The sequence below is a fragment of the Pseudoxanthomonas sp. z9 genome (assembly GCF_006542425.1).
GTDB lineage: Bacteria > Pseudomonadota > Gammaproteobacteria > Xanthomonadales > Xanthomonadaceae > Pseudoxanthomonas_A.
In genome coordinates this window covers 95,695-109,031 of record NZ_VFID01000001.1, presented here as the reverse complement: position 1 = coordinate 109,031, position 13,337 = coordinate 95,695, and the positions used below count along the sequence as shown (strand labels likewise).

General features: G+C 68.2%; 14 protein-coding genes. 4 read left to right on the top strand and 10 right to left on the bottom strand.

Annotated elements, in window-relative coordinates:
- The first annotated feature begins 89 nt into the window (after positions 1-89).
- From FG323_RS00485 to mtnC, 4 genes are all read left to right on the top strand, one after another.
- The gene (locus FG323_RS00485) at positions 90-1,514 is read left to right on the top strand and encodes an amino acid permease (protein ID WP_141452473.1); all 1,425 of its coding nucleotides are present in this window, start codon (positions 90-92) and stop codon (positions 1,512-1,514) included.
- 79 nt (positions 1,515-1,593) lie between these two features.
- Positions 1,594-2,238 carry a methylthioribulose 1-phosphate dehydratase gene (locus FG323_RS00480; protein WP_141452472.1) on the top strand — a complete coding sequence of 215 codons (645 nt, stop codon included), beginning with the start codon at positions 1,594-1,596 and terminating at the stop codon, positions 2,236-2,238.
- 101 nt (positions 2,239-2,339) lie between these two features.
- Positions 2,340-2,900 (top strand): acireductone dioxygenase, encoded by a 561-nt coding sequence (locus tag FG323_RS00475; RefSeq protein WP_141452471.1) that lies wholly within the window; start codon positions 2,340-2,342, stop codon positions 2,898-2,900.
- Positions 2,901-2,986: 86 nt separating this feature from the next.
- Entirely contained in the window at positions 2,987-3,685 is a 699-nt protein-coding gene (gene mtnC / locus FG323_RS00470) for an acireductone synthase (RefSeq protein WP_141452470.1), read from the top strand.
- Positions 3,686-3,852: 167 nt separating this feature from the next.
- Here mtnC and FG323_RS00465 read toward each other — a convergent pair whose 3' ends face one another.
- The 10 genes from FG323_RS00465 to hisG all read right to left on the bottom strand — a co-directional run bounded on the left by FG323_RS00465 (position 3,853) and on the right by hisG (position 13,330).
- Complete coding sequence (locus tag FG323_RS00465) at positions 3,853-4,437, bottom strand: YdeI/OmpD-associated family protein (protein ID WP_181444034.1); 585 nt, start codon at positions 4,435-4,437, stop codon at positions 3,853-3,855.
- Positions 4,438-4,482: 45 nt separating this feature from the next.
- Entirely contained in the window at positions 4,483-6,144 is a 1,662-nt protein-coding gene (locus FG323_RS00460) for a calcineurin-like phosphoesterase family protein (protein ID WP_141452468.1), read from the bottom strand.
- A gap of 81 nt (positions 6,145-6,225) precedes the next feature.
- On the bottom strand, positions 6,226-6,828 hold the full coding sequence (gene hisIE, locus FG323_RS00455) for a bifunctional phosphoribosyl-AMP cyclohydrolase/phosphoribosyl-ATP diphosphatase HisIE (RefSeq protein WP_141452467.1): 603 nt from the start codon (positions 6,826-6,828) through the stop codon (positions 6,226-6,228).
- Complete coding sequence (gene hisF / locus FG323_RS00450; protein WP_141452466.1) at positions 6,818-7,594, bottom strand: imidazole glycerol phosphate synthase subunit HisF; 777 nt, start codon at positions 7,592-7,594, stop codon at positions 6,818-6,820. Before hisF ends, hisIE begins: the two co-directional genes overlap by 11 nt.
- Positions 7,588-8,355 (bottom strand): 1-(5-phosphoribosyl)-5-[(5-phosphoribosylamino)methylideneamino]imidazole-4-carboxamide isomerase, encoded by a 768-nt coding sequence (hisA, locus tag FG323_RS00445; protein ID WP_141452465.1) that lies wholly within the window; start codon positions 8,353-8,355, stop codon positions 7,588-7,590. The genes hisF and hisA overlap by 7 nt, the downstream gene beginning before the upstream one ends.
- Positions 8,355-8,954, bottom strand: a complete 600-nt coding sequence (hisH, locus tag FG323_RS00440; RefSeq protein ID WP_181444033.1) for an imidazole glycerol phosphate synthase subunit HisH — start codon at positions 8,952-8,954, stop codon at positions 8,355-8,357. The genes hisA and hisH overlap by 1 nt, the downstream gene beginning before the upstream one ends.
- Entirely contained in the window at positions 8,951-10,024 is a 1,074-nt protein-coding gene (hisB, locus tag FG323_RS00435) for a bifunctional histidinol-phosphatase/imidazoleglycerol-phosphate dehydratase HisB (RefSeq protein WP_141452463.1), read from the bottom strand. The genes hisH and hisB overlap by 4 nt, the downstream gene beginning before the upstream one ends.
- Entirely contained in the window at positions 10,021-11,130 is a 1,110-nt protein-coding gene (gene hisC / locus FG323_RS00430) for a histidinol-phosphate transaminase (protein WP_141452462.1), read from the bottom strand. Before hisC ends, hisB begins: the two co-directional genes overlap by 4 nt.
- Positions 11,127-12,419 (bottom strand): histidinol dehydrogenase, encoded by a 1,293-nt coding sequence (hisD, locus tag FG323_RS00425; RefSeq protein WP_141452461.1) that lies wholly within the window; start codon positions 12,417-12,419, stop codon positions 11,127-11,129. The genes hisC and hisD overlap by 4 nt, the downstream gene beginning before the upstream one ends.
- Positions 12,416-13,330, bottom strand: a complete 915-nt coding sequence (gene hisG / locus FG323_RS00420; protein ID WP_141452460.1) for an ATP phosphoribosyltransferase — start codon at positions 13,328-13,330, stop codon at positions 12,416-12,418. The genes hisD and hisG overlap by 4 nt, the downstream gene beginning before the upstream one ends.
- Positions 13,331-13,337: the final 7 nt, after the last annotated feature.

Below are 13,337 nucleotides of genomic sequence, written 5' to 3'. Positions count from 1 at the left end.
CGGCCTTTTTTATTGCACGCATCATGACAGTGGCCGGGATATCGCCCGTCCATACGTCTTGATGAAGAACGACGATTGGAAGTGGATTGATGTTCGGACAACTCTGGGCCACCAAGCACCCCCATGCCAGCCATAGCGACGCCGAAGGCCTGAGCCTGCGCCGCACCCTTGGACCGTGGGGCCTGACCGCGCTCGGCATCGGCGCGGTGATCGGTGGCGGCATCTTCGTCATCACCGGCCAGGCCGCCGCCAACCACGCAGGCCCGGCCATCATGCTGAGCTTCGTGCTGGCGGCGATCTGCTGCACGTTCTGCGCGCTGGCCTACGCCGAATTCGCGGCGATGGTGCCGGTGTCCGGCAGCGCCTACACCTACACCTACGCCACCCTGGGCGAACTGGCGGCCTGGTTCATCGGCTGGATGCTGGTACTGGAATACGGCGTCTCGGCCTCGGCGGTCGCGGTCAGCTGGACCGGCTATTTCCTCAGCCTGCTGGAACACTTCAACATCCACCTGCCCGCGGCGCTGGTCAGCGCACCTCTGGACGCCAAGCTGCAACCGACCGGCGCCATCGCCAACCTGCCCGCCGCCGCCATCGTGCTGCTGCTGACCTGGCTGTGCTACGTCGGCATCCGCAAGTCCTCGGCGATGAACATGGCGATGGTGCTGCTCAAGACCGGCCTGATCGTGCTGGTGATCGCGGTCGGCTGGAAGTACGTGGATCCGGCCAACTGGGAACCCTTCATCCCGGCCAACGAAGGCCCTGGCAAGTTCGGCTGGGAAGGCGTGCTGCGCGGCGCTTCGATGGTGTTCTTCGCCTACATCGGTTTCGAGGCTGTTTCGGTGGCGGCGCAGGAGTCGCATCGTCCGCAACGCGACATGCCGGTCGGCATGCTGCTGTCGCTGGCCATCTGCACCGTCCTGTACATCGCGATGGCCGCGGTCATGACCGGACTGGTGCCCTACACCCTGCTGGGCACCGACGAGCCGGTGGTCACCGCGGTGGCGGCGCATCCGCAACTGGGCTGGCTGCGCGTGGTGGTGGAAATCGGCGCGCTGGTCGGCCTGTCCTCGGTGGTGCTGGTGATGATCATCGGCCAGCCGCGCATCTTCATGATCATGGCCCGCGACGGCCTGCTGCCGCCGGTGTTCACCAAGATCCATCCCGAGTACCGCACCCCGCACATCAACACGGTCATCACCGGCATCGGCATCGCGCTGCTGGCGGCGCTGTTCCCGCTGGACGTGCTGGGCGAGCTGACCTCGATGGGTACGCTGATCGCCTTCGCCGCAGTCTGCGCCGGCGTGCTGATCCTGCGCCGGACCCAGCCTGACCTGCCACGCCCGTTCCGGATCCCGGCTGCCTGGCTGATCTGCACCCTGGGCATTCTGTGCTGCCTGGCGCTGTTGTCCGCGATGACCGCGCACAACTGGTTCCTGATGGCGGTCTGGACGGCGGTCGGTTTCGCGATCTACTTCCTGTACGGCCACCGCCACAGCAAACTGCGGCGCTGAACCCTGCCAGCGGGCCGCATCCGCGGCCCGCTTCCGCGCCGTCCCGCCCAGCCGGGGCGGCAGGCGCTAAAATGGCGCCATGAACGCCCCCCTGCCCTATGACGCCGGACGCCTGAGCGAACTGGCGAAACTGTTGATCAGCAACATCCGCGAGCTGTCGCAGGCCGGCTGGACGCCCGCCACCAGCAGCAACTTCTCGCACCGGCTGGACGATCGCCATGCGGCGATCACCGTGTCCGGACGCGACAAGGGCCGGCTGGAAGAAGCCGACATCATGGTGGTGGACTTCGACGGCAAGGCGGTCGGCAGCGACCACCGCCCCTCCGCCGAGACCCTGCTGCACACCCAGCTGTATCGCCGCTTCCCCGAGATCGGCTGCGTGCTGCACACCCATTCGCCGGTGCAGACCATCGCTTCGCGCCTGTACGCGGGCGCCGGCCACATCCGGCTGGAAGGCTACGAGCTGCTCAAGGCCTTCCACGGCAACACCACCCACGAGACCGAAATCCAGGTGCCGGTGTTCAGCAACACCCAGGACATGCCGACCCTCGCCGCCCAGGTGGACGCGTTGCTGGATCGGCAGCCGCTGTGGGGCTACCTGATCGACGGCCACGGCCTGTATGCCTGGGGCCGCGACATGGCTGAGGCGCGCCGCCATCTGGAAGCCTTCGAATTCCTGTTCCACTGCGAACTGGAACTGCGCAAGCTGGGTTGCCGGCGCTGAGCTGCTGATAACCCGGCGCAGCCTTGCCCGCCCCTCCGGTAACTGGACCGGAACGGGACGCCTGCTACCCTTGCCTTCCCCACGCGTCGAGCCATACCGCCATGAGCCGCCTCCGCATCTTCCATGAAAGCGACCCGGTCACCCCCGAGTTCGCCAGCTACGATCCCGATTTCATCGCCACCGAGTTGCAGAAGGTCGGCGTGACCTTCGAGCGCTGGAAGGCCAACAAGGCGATCCAGCCCGGCGCCGCGCCGGAGGACGTGATGGACGCCTACCGCGCCGACATCGACCGGCTGGTCAGCGAGCGCGGGTTCAAGACGGTGGACGTGGTCAGCATCGCGCCGGACAACCCCAAGCGCGAGGAGATGCGCGCCAAGTTCCTCGACGAGCATTACCACAAGGAAGACGAAGTGCGCTTCTTCGTCGCCGGCTCCGGCCTGTTCACCCTGCATGTGGACGACAAGGTCTACGAGGTGGAGTGTGTGCAGGACGATCTGATCGCGGTGCCGGACAGCACCCTGCACTGGTTCGACATGGGCCCGGAGCCGCACTTCATCGCCATCCGCTTCTTCACCGAGCCGGATGGCTGGGTCGGCCATTTCACCGGCACCACCATCGCCCAGCAGTTCCCGCGCTACAACGGCCCGACCCGGCCCGAGTAGGCCCGTTCCGCCTCCCGCGACGCGGTGGCGTGCCCAGCATGCTGCCGTTGCGAATTCTTTTCCCGCTCCCTCAATCCTCCCGCCCCATGCTCCGCGCCATCCTAACCGATATCGAAGGCACCACCAGCAGCATATCCTTCGTCAAGGACGTGCTGTTCCCCTACGCCCGCCGCGCCCTGCCCGGCTTCGTCCGCGAACACGGCCAGGAACCGGAGGTGCGCCGCTGGCTGGATGCGGTCGCCACCGAACACGGCGCGATCTGCAACGATGACGTCATCGTCGAGACCCTGCAGGGCTGGATCGACCAGGATCGCAAACACACCGCGCTGAAGGCGCTGCAGGGCATGATCTGGGACGCCGGCTACCGTGACGCGGATTTCACCGCGCACATCTACCCGGATGCGGCGCCGGCGCTCGCCCGATGGTACGAACAGGGCTATCCGCTGTACGTGTATTCCTCCGGCTCGGTGCCGGCGCAGAAGCTGTTCTTCGGCCACAGCGACGCGGGCGATTTGACCCCGATGATTTCGGGCTGGTTCGACACCGAAATCGGCGGCAAGCGCGAGGCGGACAGCTATCGCCGCATCGCCGAGCGGATTGGCGCGCCGGCCGGCGAGATCCTGTTCCTGTCCGACGTGGTCGAGGAACTGGACGCGGCCCGCGAAGCCGGCATGCGCACCCAGTTGATCGATCGTCCGCAGGACTATCCGCAACCCCGCCTGGATGGCGCCGCCAACGGCCATCCACGCGTCACCGCGTTCGACACCATCGAACTGCCACACTGACGCTTGTTGCGAGCGATTCGCATTTCATCATCCGGCAGCGACAACGGCTAGACTGCGCGCCGTTGCCAGCCAGCCCGCGCTCGCCAGCACGTCCCGCTCGCCAGCATTCGCCAGCCAGCCGGGAACGAAAAAAAACGCCCCCACCGGGGCGTTTTTCATTTGCGCCGCTATTTCGGGTGGATCTTCTCGCCGCGCGCCAGCATCGCGACCAGTTTTTCGATGCGGGCCGCCCGGGTTTCCGCCTTCTTCGCCGTGTGCACGCGCCAGCAGACCGCGTAGCGATTGGTGCGATCCAGCGCTTCGAAGAAGCCTGCGGCCTTCGGCGCCTTCGCCAGCGCCGCCGCCAGGTCGGCCGGAATCTCCATCACCGCCGCGCTTGCATAGGCGGCCGCCCAGCGCCCGTCGGCGCGCGCCAGTTCGATTTCGCGCAGGCCGCCCTCGCGCATCCGGCCCGAGGCGATCAATGCCTCGGCCTTGCCGACGTTGATCTTCGACCACAGACTACGCGGACGCCGCGGGGTGAAGCGTTGCAGGAAGCTCTGTTCGTCGAACGCGCGCCGCTGGCCGTCGATCCAGCCGTGGCACAGTGCCACTTCCAGGGCTTCGGCATAGCTCACTGAAACCACGCCCGCGTCCTTCTTCGCGATCCGCAGCCACAGGCCCGGCGTACCCGCATTCGTGGCCAGCCATTTTTCCCACGCCAGGGGATTGCGGAACAGCTTGATCGGAAGGTCGAGCGCATCGTTGGCCATCGGCATGTTCCTGTCGGTCTTGTCGCCTGTCCCCGTGTTTCACCTCTATTCCAGCGCCTGCTGAAGCCGATACGTGGTGGACGTGGCCTGCTCGCCCCGCCACTCATCGAACGCCCGCACGTCGATGCGGTGCTCGCCCGCCGCCAGATCCGTGGGCAGCACGCCGCGCCAGAGATGAGTGGAGACATCGGCTTCCGGCGAGCGATCATAGCCACGCAACGCGGGCGCTGTATCGTCCGCGATGTTCTCCACCAGCAGAGCCGGGTCGGTCTGCAGCACACGCCGCATCGGTTTCCATTCGCCGCCATCGATGCGGTACTCGACCCGGGTATCGGCTTCACCCATGTAGACGTTGGCGTATACGCCGTAGGCCGGATAGGCGCCCTGTCGCAATACCTTCGGCGCGTGCAGGCCGATCGCCGGATCGCCCGCCGCGCGCGCCACCTGGTAGCGCAGCGCATAACGGCCGTCCGACTGGATGGTCAGCCACGCATAGCCATTCGGCGTGCCGTCGCTCATCGTCGTATCGGGGATGCCCTGCGCATCCTTCACTCCCGACCAGAACGCACCGCAGGTCGCGCCGACGTTGTACTCATGCAGGGGCCGCACGCCATGCCAGCCGGTGTCCGCGCCGTGCCGGTAGTGGCGCTGGTTGTGGGTGTGCGCGCTGATCAGCAGTACCTGCGCATGTTCCCGCAACAGGGTGAACAGGCGCTCGCGGTCCGCGCGGCGGAAGGTCTCCACGCCTGGCACCGGATCGAACAACGGGATGTGCACGGCGATCACCACCCGGCGATTCTTCGGCAAGGTCGCCAGATACAGCCGGAGGAAATCGAACTGCTCCTCGCGCAGGCCACCGATGTAGGCCGGTTTCTGGCCGGGGCGATAGACCACGTCGTCCAGCACGATGAAGCTGGCCTGCGGCTCCTCCCACGCATAGGTGTCGGGGCCGTAGACGTTGCGGAAGCTCAGCAGCGAGTCCTCGTCAGCCTGCGCGTCGAAATCCAGATCATGGTTTCCGGCCACATGCAGCCAGGGCACGCCCAGTTTCGCCGTCACCTGGTTCATGGCCGGATAAAGACTCAAATCGTCGTTGGCGATATCGCCCACGCTCAGGCCCAGGCGCGCACCGTGCCGACCGACCAGCGGTGCCACGATATCGCGGGCGTAGTAATCCACGTCGGTCAGCGTCTTGGGTTGCGGGTCGCCGAACACCAGCATCTCCAGGCTGGCGCCGGCCTTGAGGCGCGCGGCGGGCAACAGGCCGAAATCCACCTGCGCGGGGACGGCCGCCGCTGGAATGCCGCCGTACTTCAGCGCGGGCGATCCCTGCGGGAACAGGTGCTGCCAGAACCGGGGCAGGCCGTCGGCACCGGTCGGCACGGCGTATTCGGGCGGCTTCACCACGAAGACCGTGGCGCGCTCGCGTCCGGGCAACCGGTAGCCTCCCCGCGCGTCGCTGATGGCGAGATCGTGGCCGTTGGATACCTTCACCCCGGCCAGGCCCCGTTCGCGCGGATCCCGGCGGCCATTGCCGTTGGCATCCAGGTAGACCACTCCAGTCACCTCGGCCGAGGCCCGTCCGGCGGGTGCAGCGACGTCCCGCGCGGCCGCGGTGGTGTCCAGGGCCCGCGCCGACGCGGATGCATTCGCAACGGCCAGCAACGACAAGGCGACGAGCGGCAGCCATACCACGCGCTGGGTCATGTCAACGGATTCCGGCAACGCCCTTGGGCAACCTGCCGATTATCCTGCGACGGCGGCGTACCCCGCCACCGCGACGCAGGTTCAGGCGGAATGGCGGGCCGCGAGCAACGCCTCGACGTCGGCCAGTCCCAGGCCACGACTGCGCAGCAGCACCAGCAGGTGATACAGCAGGTCCGCGCTTTCGCCGAGTAGCGCCGCCTCGTCCTGCGCCACCGCGGCCAGCGCCGTCTCCACGCCTTCCTCGCCGACCTTCTGCGCGATCCGGCGCACGCCCTCCTCGAACAGGCGGGTGGTATAGCTGCCCTCGGGGCGCTCGCGTTCACGACGCGTCACCAGCGCGTCCAGTTCGGCCAGGAACGAACCCGGTGCTTCGGCAAAGCAACTGGTCCGCTGGAGGTGGCAGGTTGGTCCGTGCGGCACCGCCTGGACCAGCAGGGTGTCGTTGTCGCAATCAGCCTCGATGGCCCGCACTTCCAGCACGTGGCCGGAACTCTCCCCCTTGGTCCACAGGCGCTGCTTGCTGCGGCTGTAGAAGGTCACCCGGCCGCTGGCCAGGGTCGCCTCCAGCGCCTCCCGGTTCATGTAGCCGAGCATCAGTACGCGGCGGGTCGACGCATCCTGCACGATCGCCGGCAGCAGGCCGTCGCCCTTGCTCCAGTCCAGTTGATCCGGTTCAAGCGACATCACGCACCTCGATGCCCTGCCCTCGCAGGTAGGTCTTCAGATCCGGAATGGCGATCCGGCCGCTGTGGAACACGCTGGCGGCAAGCGCGCCATCGACGTCGGCGCGCTGGAATACCTCGGCGAAATGCTCGGGTTCCCCCGCTCCGCCGGAAGCCACCAGTGGCACCGCGCACAGCGCGCGCACAGCAGCCAGTTGTTCGATGTCGTAGCCGCGCCGCACGCCATCGCTGTCCATGCAGTTGAGCACGATTTCGCCCGCGCCCAACCGCTGCGCCTCGGCCACCCAGTCCAGCGTGCGCACCGGCAGCGCGCGGGTGCGCGCCGGATCGCCGGTGTACTGGCGCACCCGCCATTCGCCATCGGCCTCGCGCACGGAATCGATACCGACCACCACGCACTGCACGCCGAACGCTTTCGCCAGCTCGCCAATCAGCGCCGGCCGTTCCAGCGCCGGCGTGTTGATCGAAATCTTGTCCGCGCCGGCGTGCAGCACACGCCGCGCGGTGTCCACGTCGCGGATGCCGCCGGCCACGCAGAACGGAATGTCGAGCAGGCGCGAGACCCGTTCCACCCACGCGTAATCCACCGAGCGTCCTTCCGGGCTGGCGCCGATGTCGTAGAACACCAGTTCGTCGGCGCCGGCATCGCGGTAGCGCAGCGCGAGCTCGGTGATGTCGCCCATGTCGACGTGATCGCGGAAGCGCACGCCCTTGACCACGCGGCCGTCGCGCACGTCCAGGCACGGGATGATGCGCCGGCTCAGCATGACAGCGCCTCAGCCACGCTGAAGCAGCCTTCCAGCAATGCGCGCCCCAGCACGATGCCGGCGCATCCCTGCGCGCGCGCGGCGGCGATATCGCCCAGCGCGCGCACGCCGCCGGATGCCTGCACGCGCAGGCGCGGTGCCACCACGCCCAGGTGCCGATAAAGATCCAGATTGGGTCCGGACAGCATGCCGTCGCGGGCGATGTCGGTGCTGAGTGCGTGGACCAGTCCGTCGGCCTCGAACCGGACCGCCAGTTCGTCCAGGGTGACACCGGCGTCCTCGGTCCAGCCATGCACCGGCAACCGCCAGACCCCGGCGTCGTCCTGCCGCGTGTCCAGCGCCACGGTGATGCGTTCGGCGCCGAACTCGGCCAGCCAGGTCAGCACCGCGTCCGGCTCGCGTATCGCCAGCGATCCGACCACCACCCGCGCCGCGCCGGCGTCGAGCAGGCGCGCGACGTCCTCGCGCGAGCGCACGCCGCCTCCGGTCTGGACCTGCAACCCGGTGGTGATGGCGATGTCGCGCAACAGCGGCGCCAGGGTATAGCCACCGGCGCGGGCGGCATCCAGATCCACCAGATGCAGCCAGCGCGCGCCCTGTTCCGCATAGCCGCGGATGATTGCCAGTGGGTCATCGCCGTAGCGGGTCTCGCGCGCGTAGTCACCCTGCGCCAGCCGCACCACCCGGCCATCGCGGATGTCGATGGCCGGATAGGCCTGGAAGTCCTGTGGCGCGAATGCGCCTGCCGATACCGCGGCCATCATTGCAATCCCGTTTCGATGAAGTTCCGGATCAGCCGCGCACCGACCTCGGCCGAGCGCTCCGGATGGAACTGCGCGCCGGCCACCCGGCCACGCTGCACCACCGCCGCGAACGGCTGGCCATGCTCGCTGCTCATCAGGCAATCCGCATCGACAGGTGCGGCGTAGCTGTGCACGAAATAGGCGTGGCCGCCGTCCAGGCCGGCGGTCAGGCCGGACTCGCGTTGCGCCCGCAGCGTATTCCAGCCCATGTGCGGGACCCGGATGCCGGGACCCGGCGTCAGTCGCGCCACCCGACCCGGTAGCAGCCCGAGGCACGGCGTGTCGTCTTCGTCCGAATGTTCGAACAACAACTGCATCCCGACGCAGACGCCCAGCAGCGGTCGTTCCAGTTCTCGCAGCACCTCGACCAGTCCCTGCTCGCGCAGCCGCGCCATCACCGTGGCCGCAGTGCTCACGCCGGGCAGGATGACCCGGTCCGCGGCACGGATGGTCGCCGCATCCGCGGTGAGCGTGGCGGCCACGCCCAGGCGATCCAGCGCGTAGCGGACCGAACCGATGTTGGCGCCACCGGCATCGACCAATGCCACCTGCATCACAACGCTCCCTTGGTCGAGGGCAGTTCCGCCCCTTCGCGCCGGATCGCCTGGCGCAACGCGCGCGCCAGCGCCTTGAAGCAGGCTTCGATTTTGTGATGATCGTTGTCGCCGCGCACGCTCAGGTTGAGATTGAGGCCGGAGGCGTCGCACAGCGAACGGAAGAAATGCGGCACCAGTTCGGTGGGAAGGTCGCCCACCTTCTCGCGCCGGAAGTCGCCGTCAAAGACGAAATACGGCCGGCCGCTGAAATCCAGCGCCGCGCTGGCGAGGGTCTCGTCCATCGGCAGAGTGAACCCGTAGCGGCCGATGCCGCGCTTGTCGCCAAGCGCCTGTTTCAGCGCCTGCCCCAGTGCCAGCCCGGTGTCCTCCACCGTATGGTGCTCGTCGATGTGCAGATCGCCCTCGGTGTCGATGCGCAGGGCGAAACCGCCGTGCTTGCCGATCTGTTCCAGCATGTGGTCGAAGAACGGCAGTCCCGTGCGGATGACCGGCTCCGCCACCCGGTCCAGATCCACTTCCACGCGGATGCGGGTTTCCTTGGTGTTGCGCTGGACGTTCGCCCGACGCGGCGCATCGGCCAGTTCATGCGCGATCGACGGCCAGTCCCAGTCGCCGCCGAATTGTGGCGTCTGCAACTGGAAACCGCGGATGCGCAGGTTGTCGGCGAACTGGATATCGGTAGGCCGGTCGCCGACCATCGCCGAGCGCGCCCAGTCGATGTCGCGATCCTGGAGATAGTGCAGGACCAGCCCGATGCCGGGCTTGCGGGTCGGACGGTTCTCTTCCGGCCAGCTCGGGTCGACCAGCACTTCGCGGAAACGGATGCCCTGGCTTTCGAAGATCTGCAGCATCAGATCGTTCGGACCATCGAACGATGCCTGCGGGTAGCCCTCGCTGCCCAGTCCATCCTGGTTGCTGACGATGACGAACTGGTAACCGGCGTCGCGCAGCTTCAGCAACGCCGGAATGCAATCGCGCACGAACCGGATTTTCTCGTAGGCGTCGATCTGGAAGTCGGCCGGTTCCTCGATGAGGGTGCCGTCGCGGTCGATGAACAGGATGGGAGTCATGCCGCCGCCTCCCGTACCGCAAGTGCCGCCAGCACCCGATCGTTCTGATCCGGGCTGCCGATGCTGATCCGCAGCGCGTCGCCCAGCTGCGGCGCGGCACGCTGGTCGCGCACCACCACGCCAGTGGACAGCAGCGCGGCGAATGCATGGTCGGCGTCGTCGAACCGTACCAGCACATAGTTTCCCTGCGAGGGATAAACGCGGCGTACGCCGGGAAGCGACACCAGCGCACCCCGCATCCGTTCGCGCTCGCGCCGCACCCATTCCACCCGCTGCCGGGTCTGCGCCAGTGCTGCGGGCGCCAGCCCGGCGAGCGCCAGTTCCGCGCAGGGCGCAGGCACCGGATACGGCGCCTGGCAGGCGCGCAGCACGGCGACCAATTCCTCGGCGGCGATTGCCACGCCGATCCGCGCGGCCGCCAACGCGTGCGCCTTGGACAGCGTGCGCAGCACGACCAGATTGGGAAAATCTGCAGTCAACGCGGTCGCCGAGGGGACATCGGAAAACTCCACGTAGGCCTCGTCGACCACCAGCAGCGCGCGACCGGCCAGGCGCCCGGCCAGGTCCGCGATTTCCGCCAGCGTGCAGGCGCGACCGGTCGGATTGGTCGGCGAGCACAGGAACACCAGCTTGGCGCTGTTCGCCAGCGCGGCGGCGGCCAGTCCATCCAGATCCGGCTCGAAGCCCTGCTCGGTATCGCGCAGCGGCACGTCGATGAGCGGCGCGTTCTGCAATCGCGCGGACACCGCGTACATGCCGAAGACCGGCGAGCTGATCACCACCCCGTCGCGTTCCGGCACGCACAGCGCGCGCACCAGCAGATCGATGGCCTCGTCGCTGCCGCGGCCGATAAGCAACTGCTCCGGGGCACAGCCATACAGGTCAGCCAGCGCCGCGCGCAAAGCCGCTGGCTGCGGTTCCGGATAGCGCTGGCAGGTCGCGCCCGGGTCAGCCGGGCTGGACCAGGCCGACTCGTTGGCGTTGAGCCAGACATCCCCGCGCAAAGCTTCGGTGCGGGCCGATTTGTAGCCACCGAAACCGCGCAGGTCGGGCCTGACCAGATTCAGCACGCCGGCATTTGCCGCCTTGTTGTCGGGCGTATTCATGCCGCCTCCAGCCGCAGCGCGACCGCGTTGGCATGCGCGTCAAGTCCCTCGGCGCGCGCCAGGGTCAATGCGCACGCGCCGATGCGGCCGATGCCCGCGCGGCTGGCCGCCTGCACGCTGACGAAATTCTGGAAGCTGGCCACGCTCACGCCACTGTAGGCGCGCGCGGCGCCGCTGGTCGGCAGCACGTGGTTGGTGCCGCTGCAATAGTCGCCCAGCGCCTCGGGCGTGTAATCGCCCAGGAACACCGATCCGGCCGCTTCCACCCGCTCCAGCCAGGCGCGCGGGTCGCGCAGGGCCAGGATCAGGTGCTCGGGCGCGTATTCGTTGCTGACCGAGAACGCATCGTCCAGCCGTTCCACTTCGATCAGGCGCGAAGCGGACAGCGCCTGGCGCGCGATCGCCGCGCGCGGCAACGCCGCGAGCTGGCGTTCCAGTTCCACCGCGACGCGGTCGATGAGCGAAGGCGCATCCGACAGCAGCAGCACCTGCGAATCCGGGCCATGCTCGGCCTGCGACAGCAGATCCGCCGCGACGAACGCGGGATCCGCGCCGGCGTCGGCGATCACCAGCACTTCCGACGGCCCGGCCGGCATGTCGATGGCGGCCACGCCGGCCTGCGCGACCTGCTGCTTGGCCTCGGTCACGTAGCTGTTGCCCGGCCCGAACAACTTGTCGCAGCGGGGCACGCTGGCGGTGCCGAACGCCATCGCCGCAATCGCCTGCGCGCCGCCGAGCTTGAACACGCGGGTCACGCCGGTCATCCGCGCGGCCACCAGCACGGCGGGATCGGCGCTGCCGTCGGCACGCGGCGGTGTGCACAGCACCACTTCACGACAACCGGCCAGCCGCGCCGGCACGCCCAGCATCAACGCGGTGGAAGGCAATGGAGCACTGCCGGCGGGCACGTACAGGCCCACCCGCGCAATCGGCCGGATCATCCGTTCGCAAAGCACGCCGGGAGCGGTTTCGACCGCGTACGGCTGGGCCATGCCCGCGCGGTGGAAGGCTTCGATGCGGGCGACCGCCTCCTCCATCGCCTGCCTCAGCGCCGGCGCCACCGCCGCTTCGGCGGCGGTGAATTCCGCTGCGCCCACTTCGAAATCGTCCAGCGCCACACCGTCGAAACGGCTGGTGAATTCGCGCAGCGCCGGATCGCCGAGCTGGCGCACTTCCGCCAGCACCGCGGCGACCGCGTCGCGGGTGCGCTGGGCCACCACCTGCACCGGCCGGCGCAGCGCGGCGCGGCGTTGTTCGTCATCAAGCCGGGACCAGATCAAGCGGTTCATGCCAGCGACCTCTCGACCGAGAGCACCATCAATCCCTGCGCACCGGCACGTTCCAGTTCCTCCAGCCGCTGCCAGGTGATGGCGCCGTGGCACATGGTCTGCAGCGACAGCGGACCTTCGCCGGAACCGGGCAACTGGACCAGCGGTTCCGCATCCGGCAGCAGGCGCGAGAGTTCGGCCACGGTGTCACGGTTGGCGCGGAACATCAGCAGCTTGCTGTCCTTGAGCTTGAGCACGCCGTCGACTCGGCGCAGCAGCATCGCGGCCAGGCCGGCACGCTCGTCGTCGAACTCGCGGACAGGTCCGGCCAGCACGGCCTCGCTGTCGAGCAGGGTTTCCACCGGCTTGAGCTGGTTGGCCGCCAGGGTGGCGCCGCTGGAAACCAGATCGCAGATCAGGTCAGCGGTGCCCAGGCGCGGAGCGATTTCCACCGAACCCGACAACTCCACCACCCCCGCTTCCACGCCCTGGCGCCGCAGCCAGTCCGACAGGATCGCCGGATAGCTGGTGGCGATGCGCAGGCCCTGCAGTTGCGCCGCGCCCTGCCATTCCCAGTTGTCCGGCACCGCCAGCATCAGCCGGCATTGGCCGAAGCCGAGCGGACGCAGTTCCCGGTAGGCCGCGGGCAGGCCGATGCGCGCACGCTCGCCGGCCTGCTCGTCCAGTTCATTGCGGCCGACCACGCCGAAGTCGCACACGCCGTCGGCAATCAGGCCGGGAATGTCATCGTCGCGCACCAGCAGCAGGTCGATCGGCAGTGATTCGCCGTAACAGAACAGCTTGTCACGGCTCTCGCGCCAGCTCAGCCCGCAGGCGGCGAGCAGCGCGCGCGCGGGTTCGGCCAGGCGGCCACTTTTCTGGATGGCGATGCGCAGGCGATCGCGCGTCGCGGGAACAACCCTGGGACTCATGGGAGGA

Coding starts and splice junctions, on each gene's coding strand:
- hisF (WP_141452466.1), bottom strand. CDS start 7,594: ATGCTGAGCCGGCGCATCATCCCGTGCCTGGACGTGCGCGACGGCCGC.
- hisD (WP_141452461.1), bottom strand. CDS start 12,419: ATGAACCGCTTGATCTGGTCCCGGCTTGATGACGAACAACGCCGCGCC.
- FG323_RS00475 (WP_141452471.1), top strand. CDS start 2,340: ATGAGCCGCCTCCGCATCTTCCATGAAAGCGACCCGGTCACCCCCGAG.
- FG323_RS00480 (WP_141452472.1), top strand. CDS start 1,594: ATGAACGCCCCCCTGCCCTATGACGCCGGACGCCTGAGCGAACTGGCG.
- FG323_RS00465 (WP_181444034.1), bottom strand. CDS start 4,437: ATGGCCAACGATGCGCTCGACCTTCCGATCAAGCTGTTCCGCAATCCC.
- FG323_RS00460 (WP_141452468.1), bottom strand. CDS start 6,144: ATGACCCAGCGCGTGGTATGGCTGCCGCTCGTCGCCTTGTCGTTGCTG.
- hisB (WP_141452463.1), bottom strand. CDS start 10,024: ATGACTCCCATCCTGTTCATCGACCGCGACGGCACCCTCATCGAGGAA.
- FG323_RS00485 (WP_141452473.1), top strand. CDS start 90: ATGTTCGGACAACTCTGGGCCACCAAGCACCCCCATGCCAGCCATAGC.
- mtnC (WP_141452470.1), top strand. CDS start 2,987: ATGCTCCGCGCCATCCTAACCGATATCGAAGGCACCACCAGCAGCATA.
- hisC (WP_141452462.1), bottom strand. CDS start 11,130: ATGAATACGCCCGACAACAAGGCGGCAAATGCCGGCGTGCTGAATCTG.
- hisG (WP_141452460.1), bottom strand. CDS start 13,330: ATGAGTCCCAGGGTTGTTCCCGCGACGCGCGATCGCCTGCGCATCGCC.
- hisIE (WP_141452467.1), bottom strand. CDS start 6,828: ATGTCGCTTGAACCGGATCAACTGGACTGGAGCAAGGGCGACGGCCTG.
- hisA (WP_141452465.1), bottom strand. CDS start 8,355: ATGGCCGCGGTATCGGCAGGCGCATTCGCGCCACAGGACTTCCAGGCC.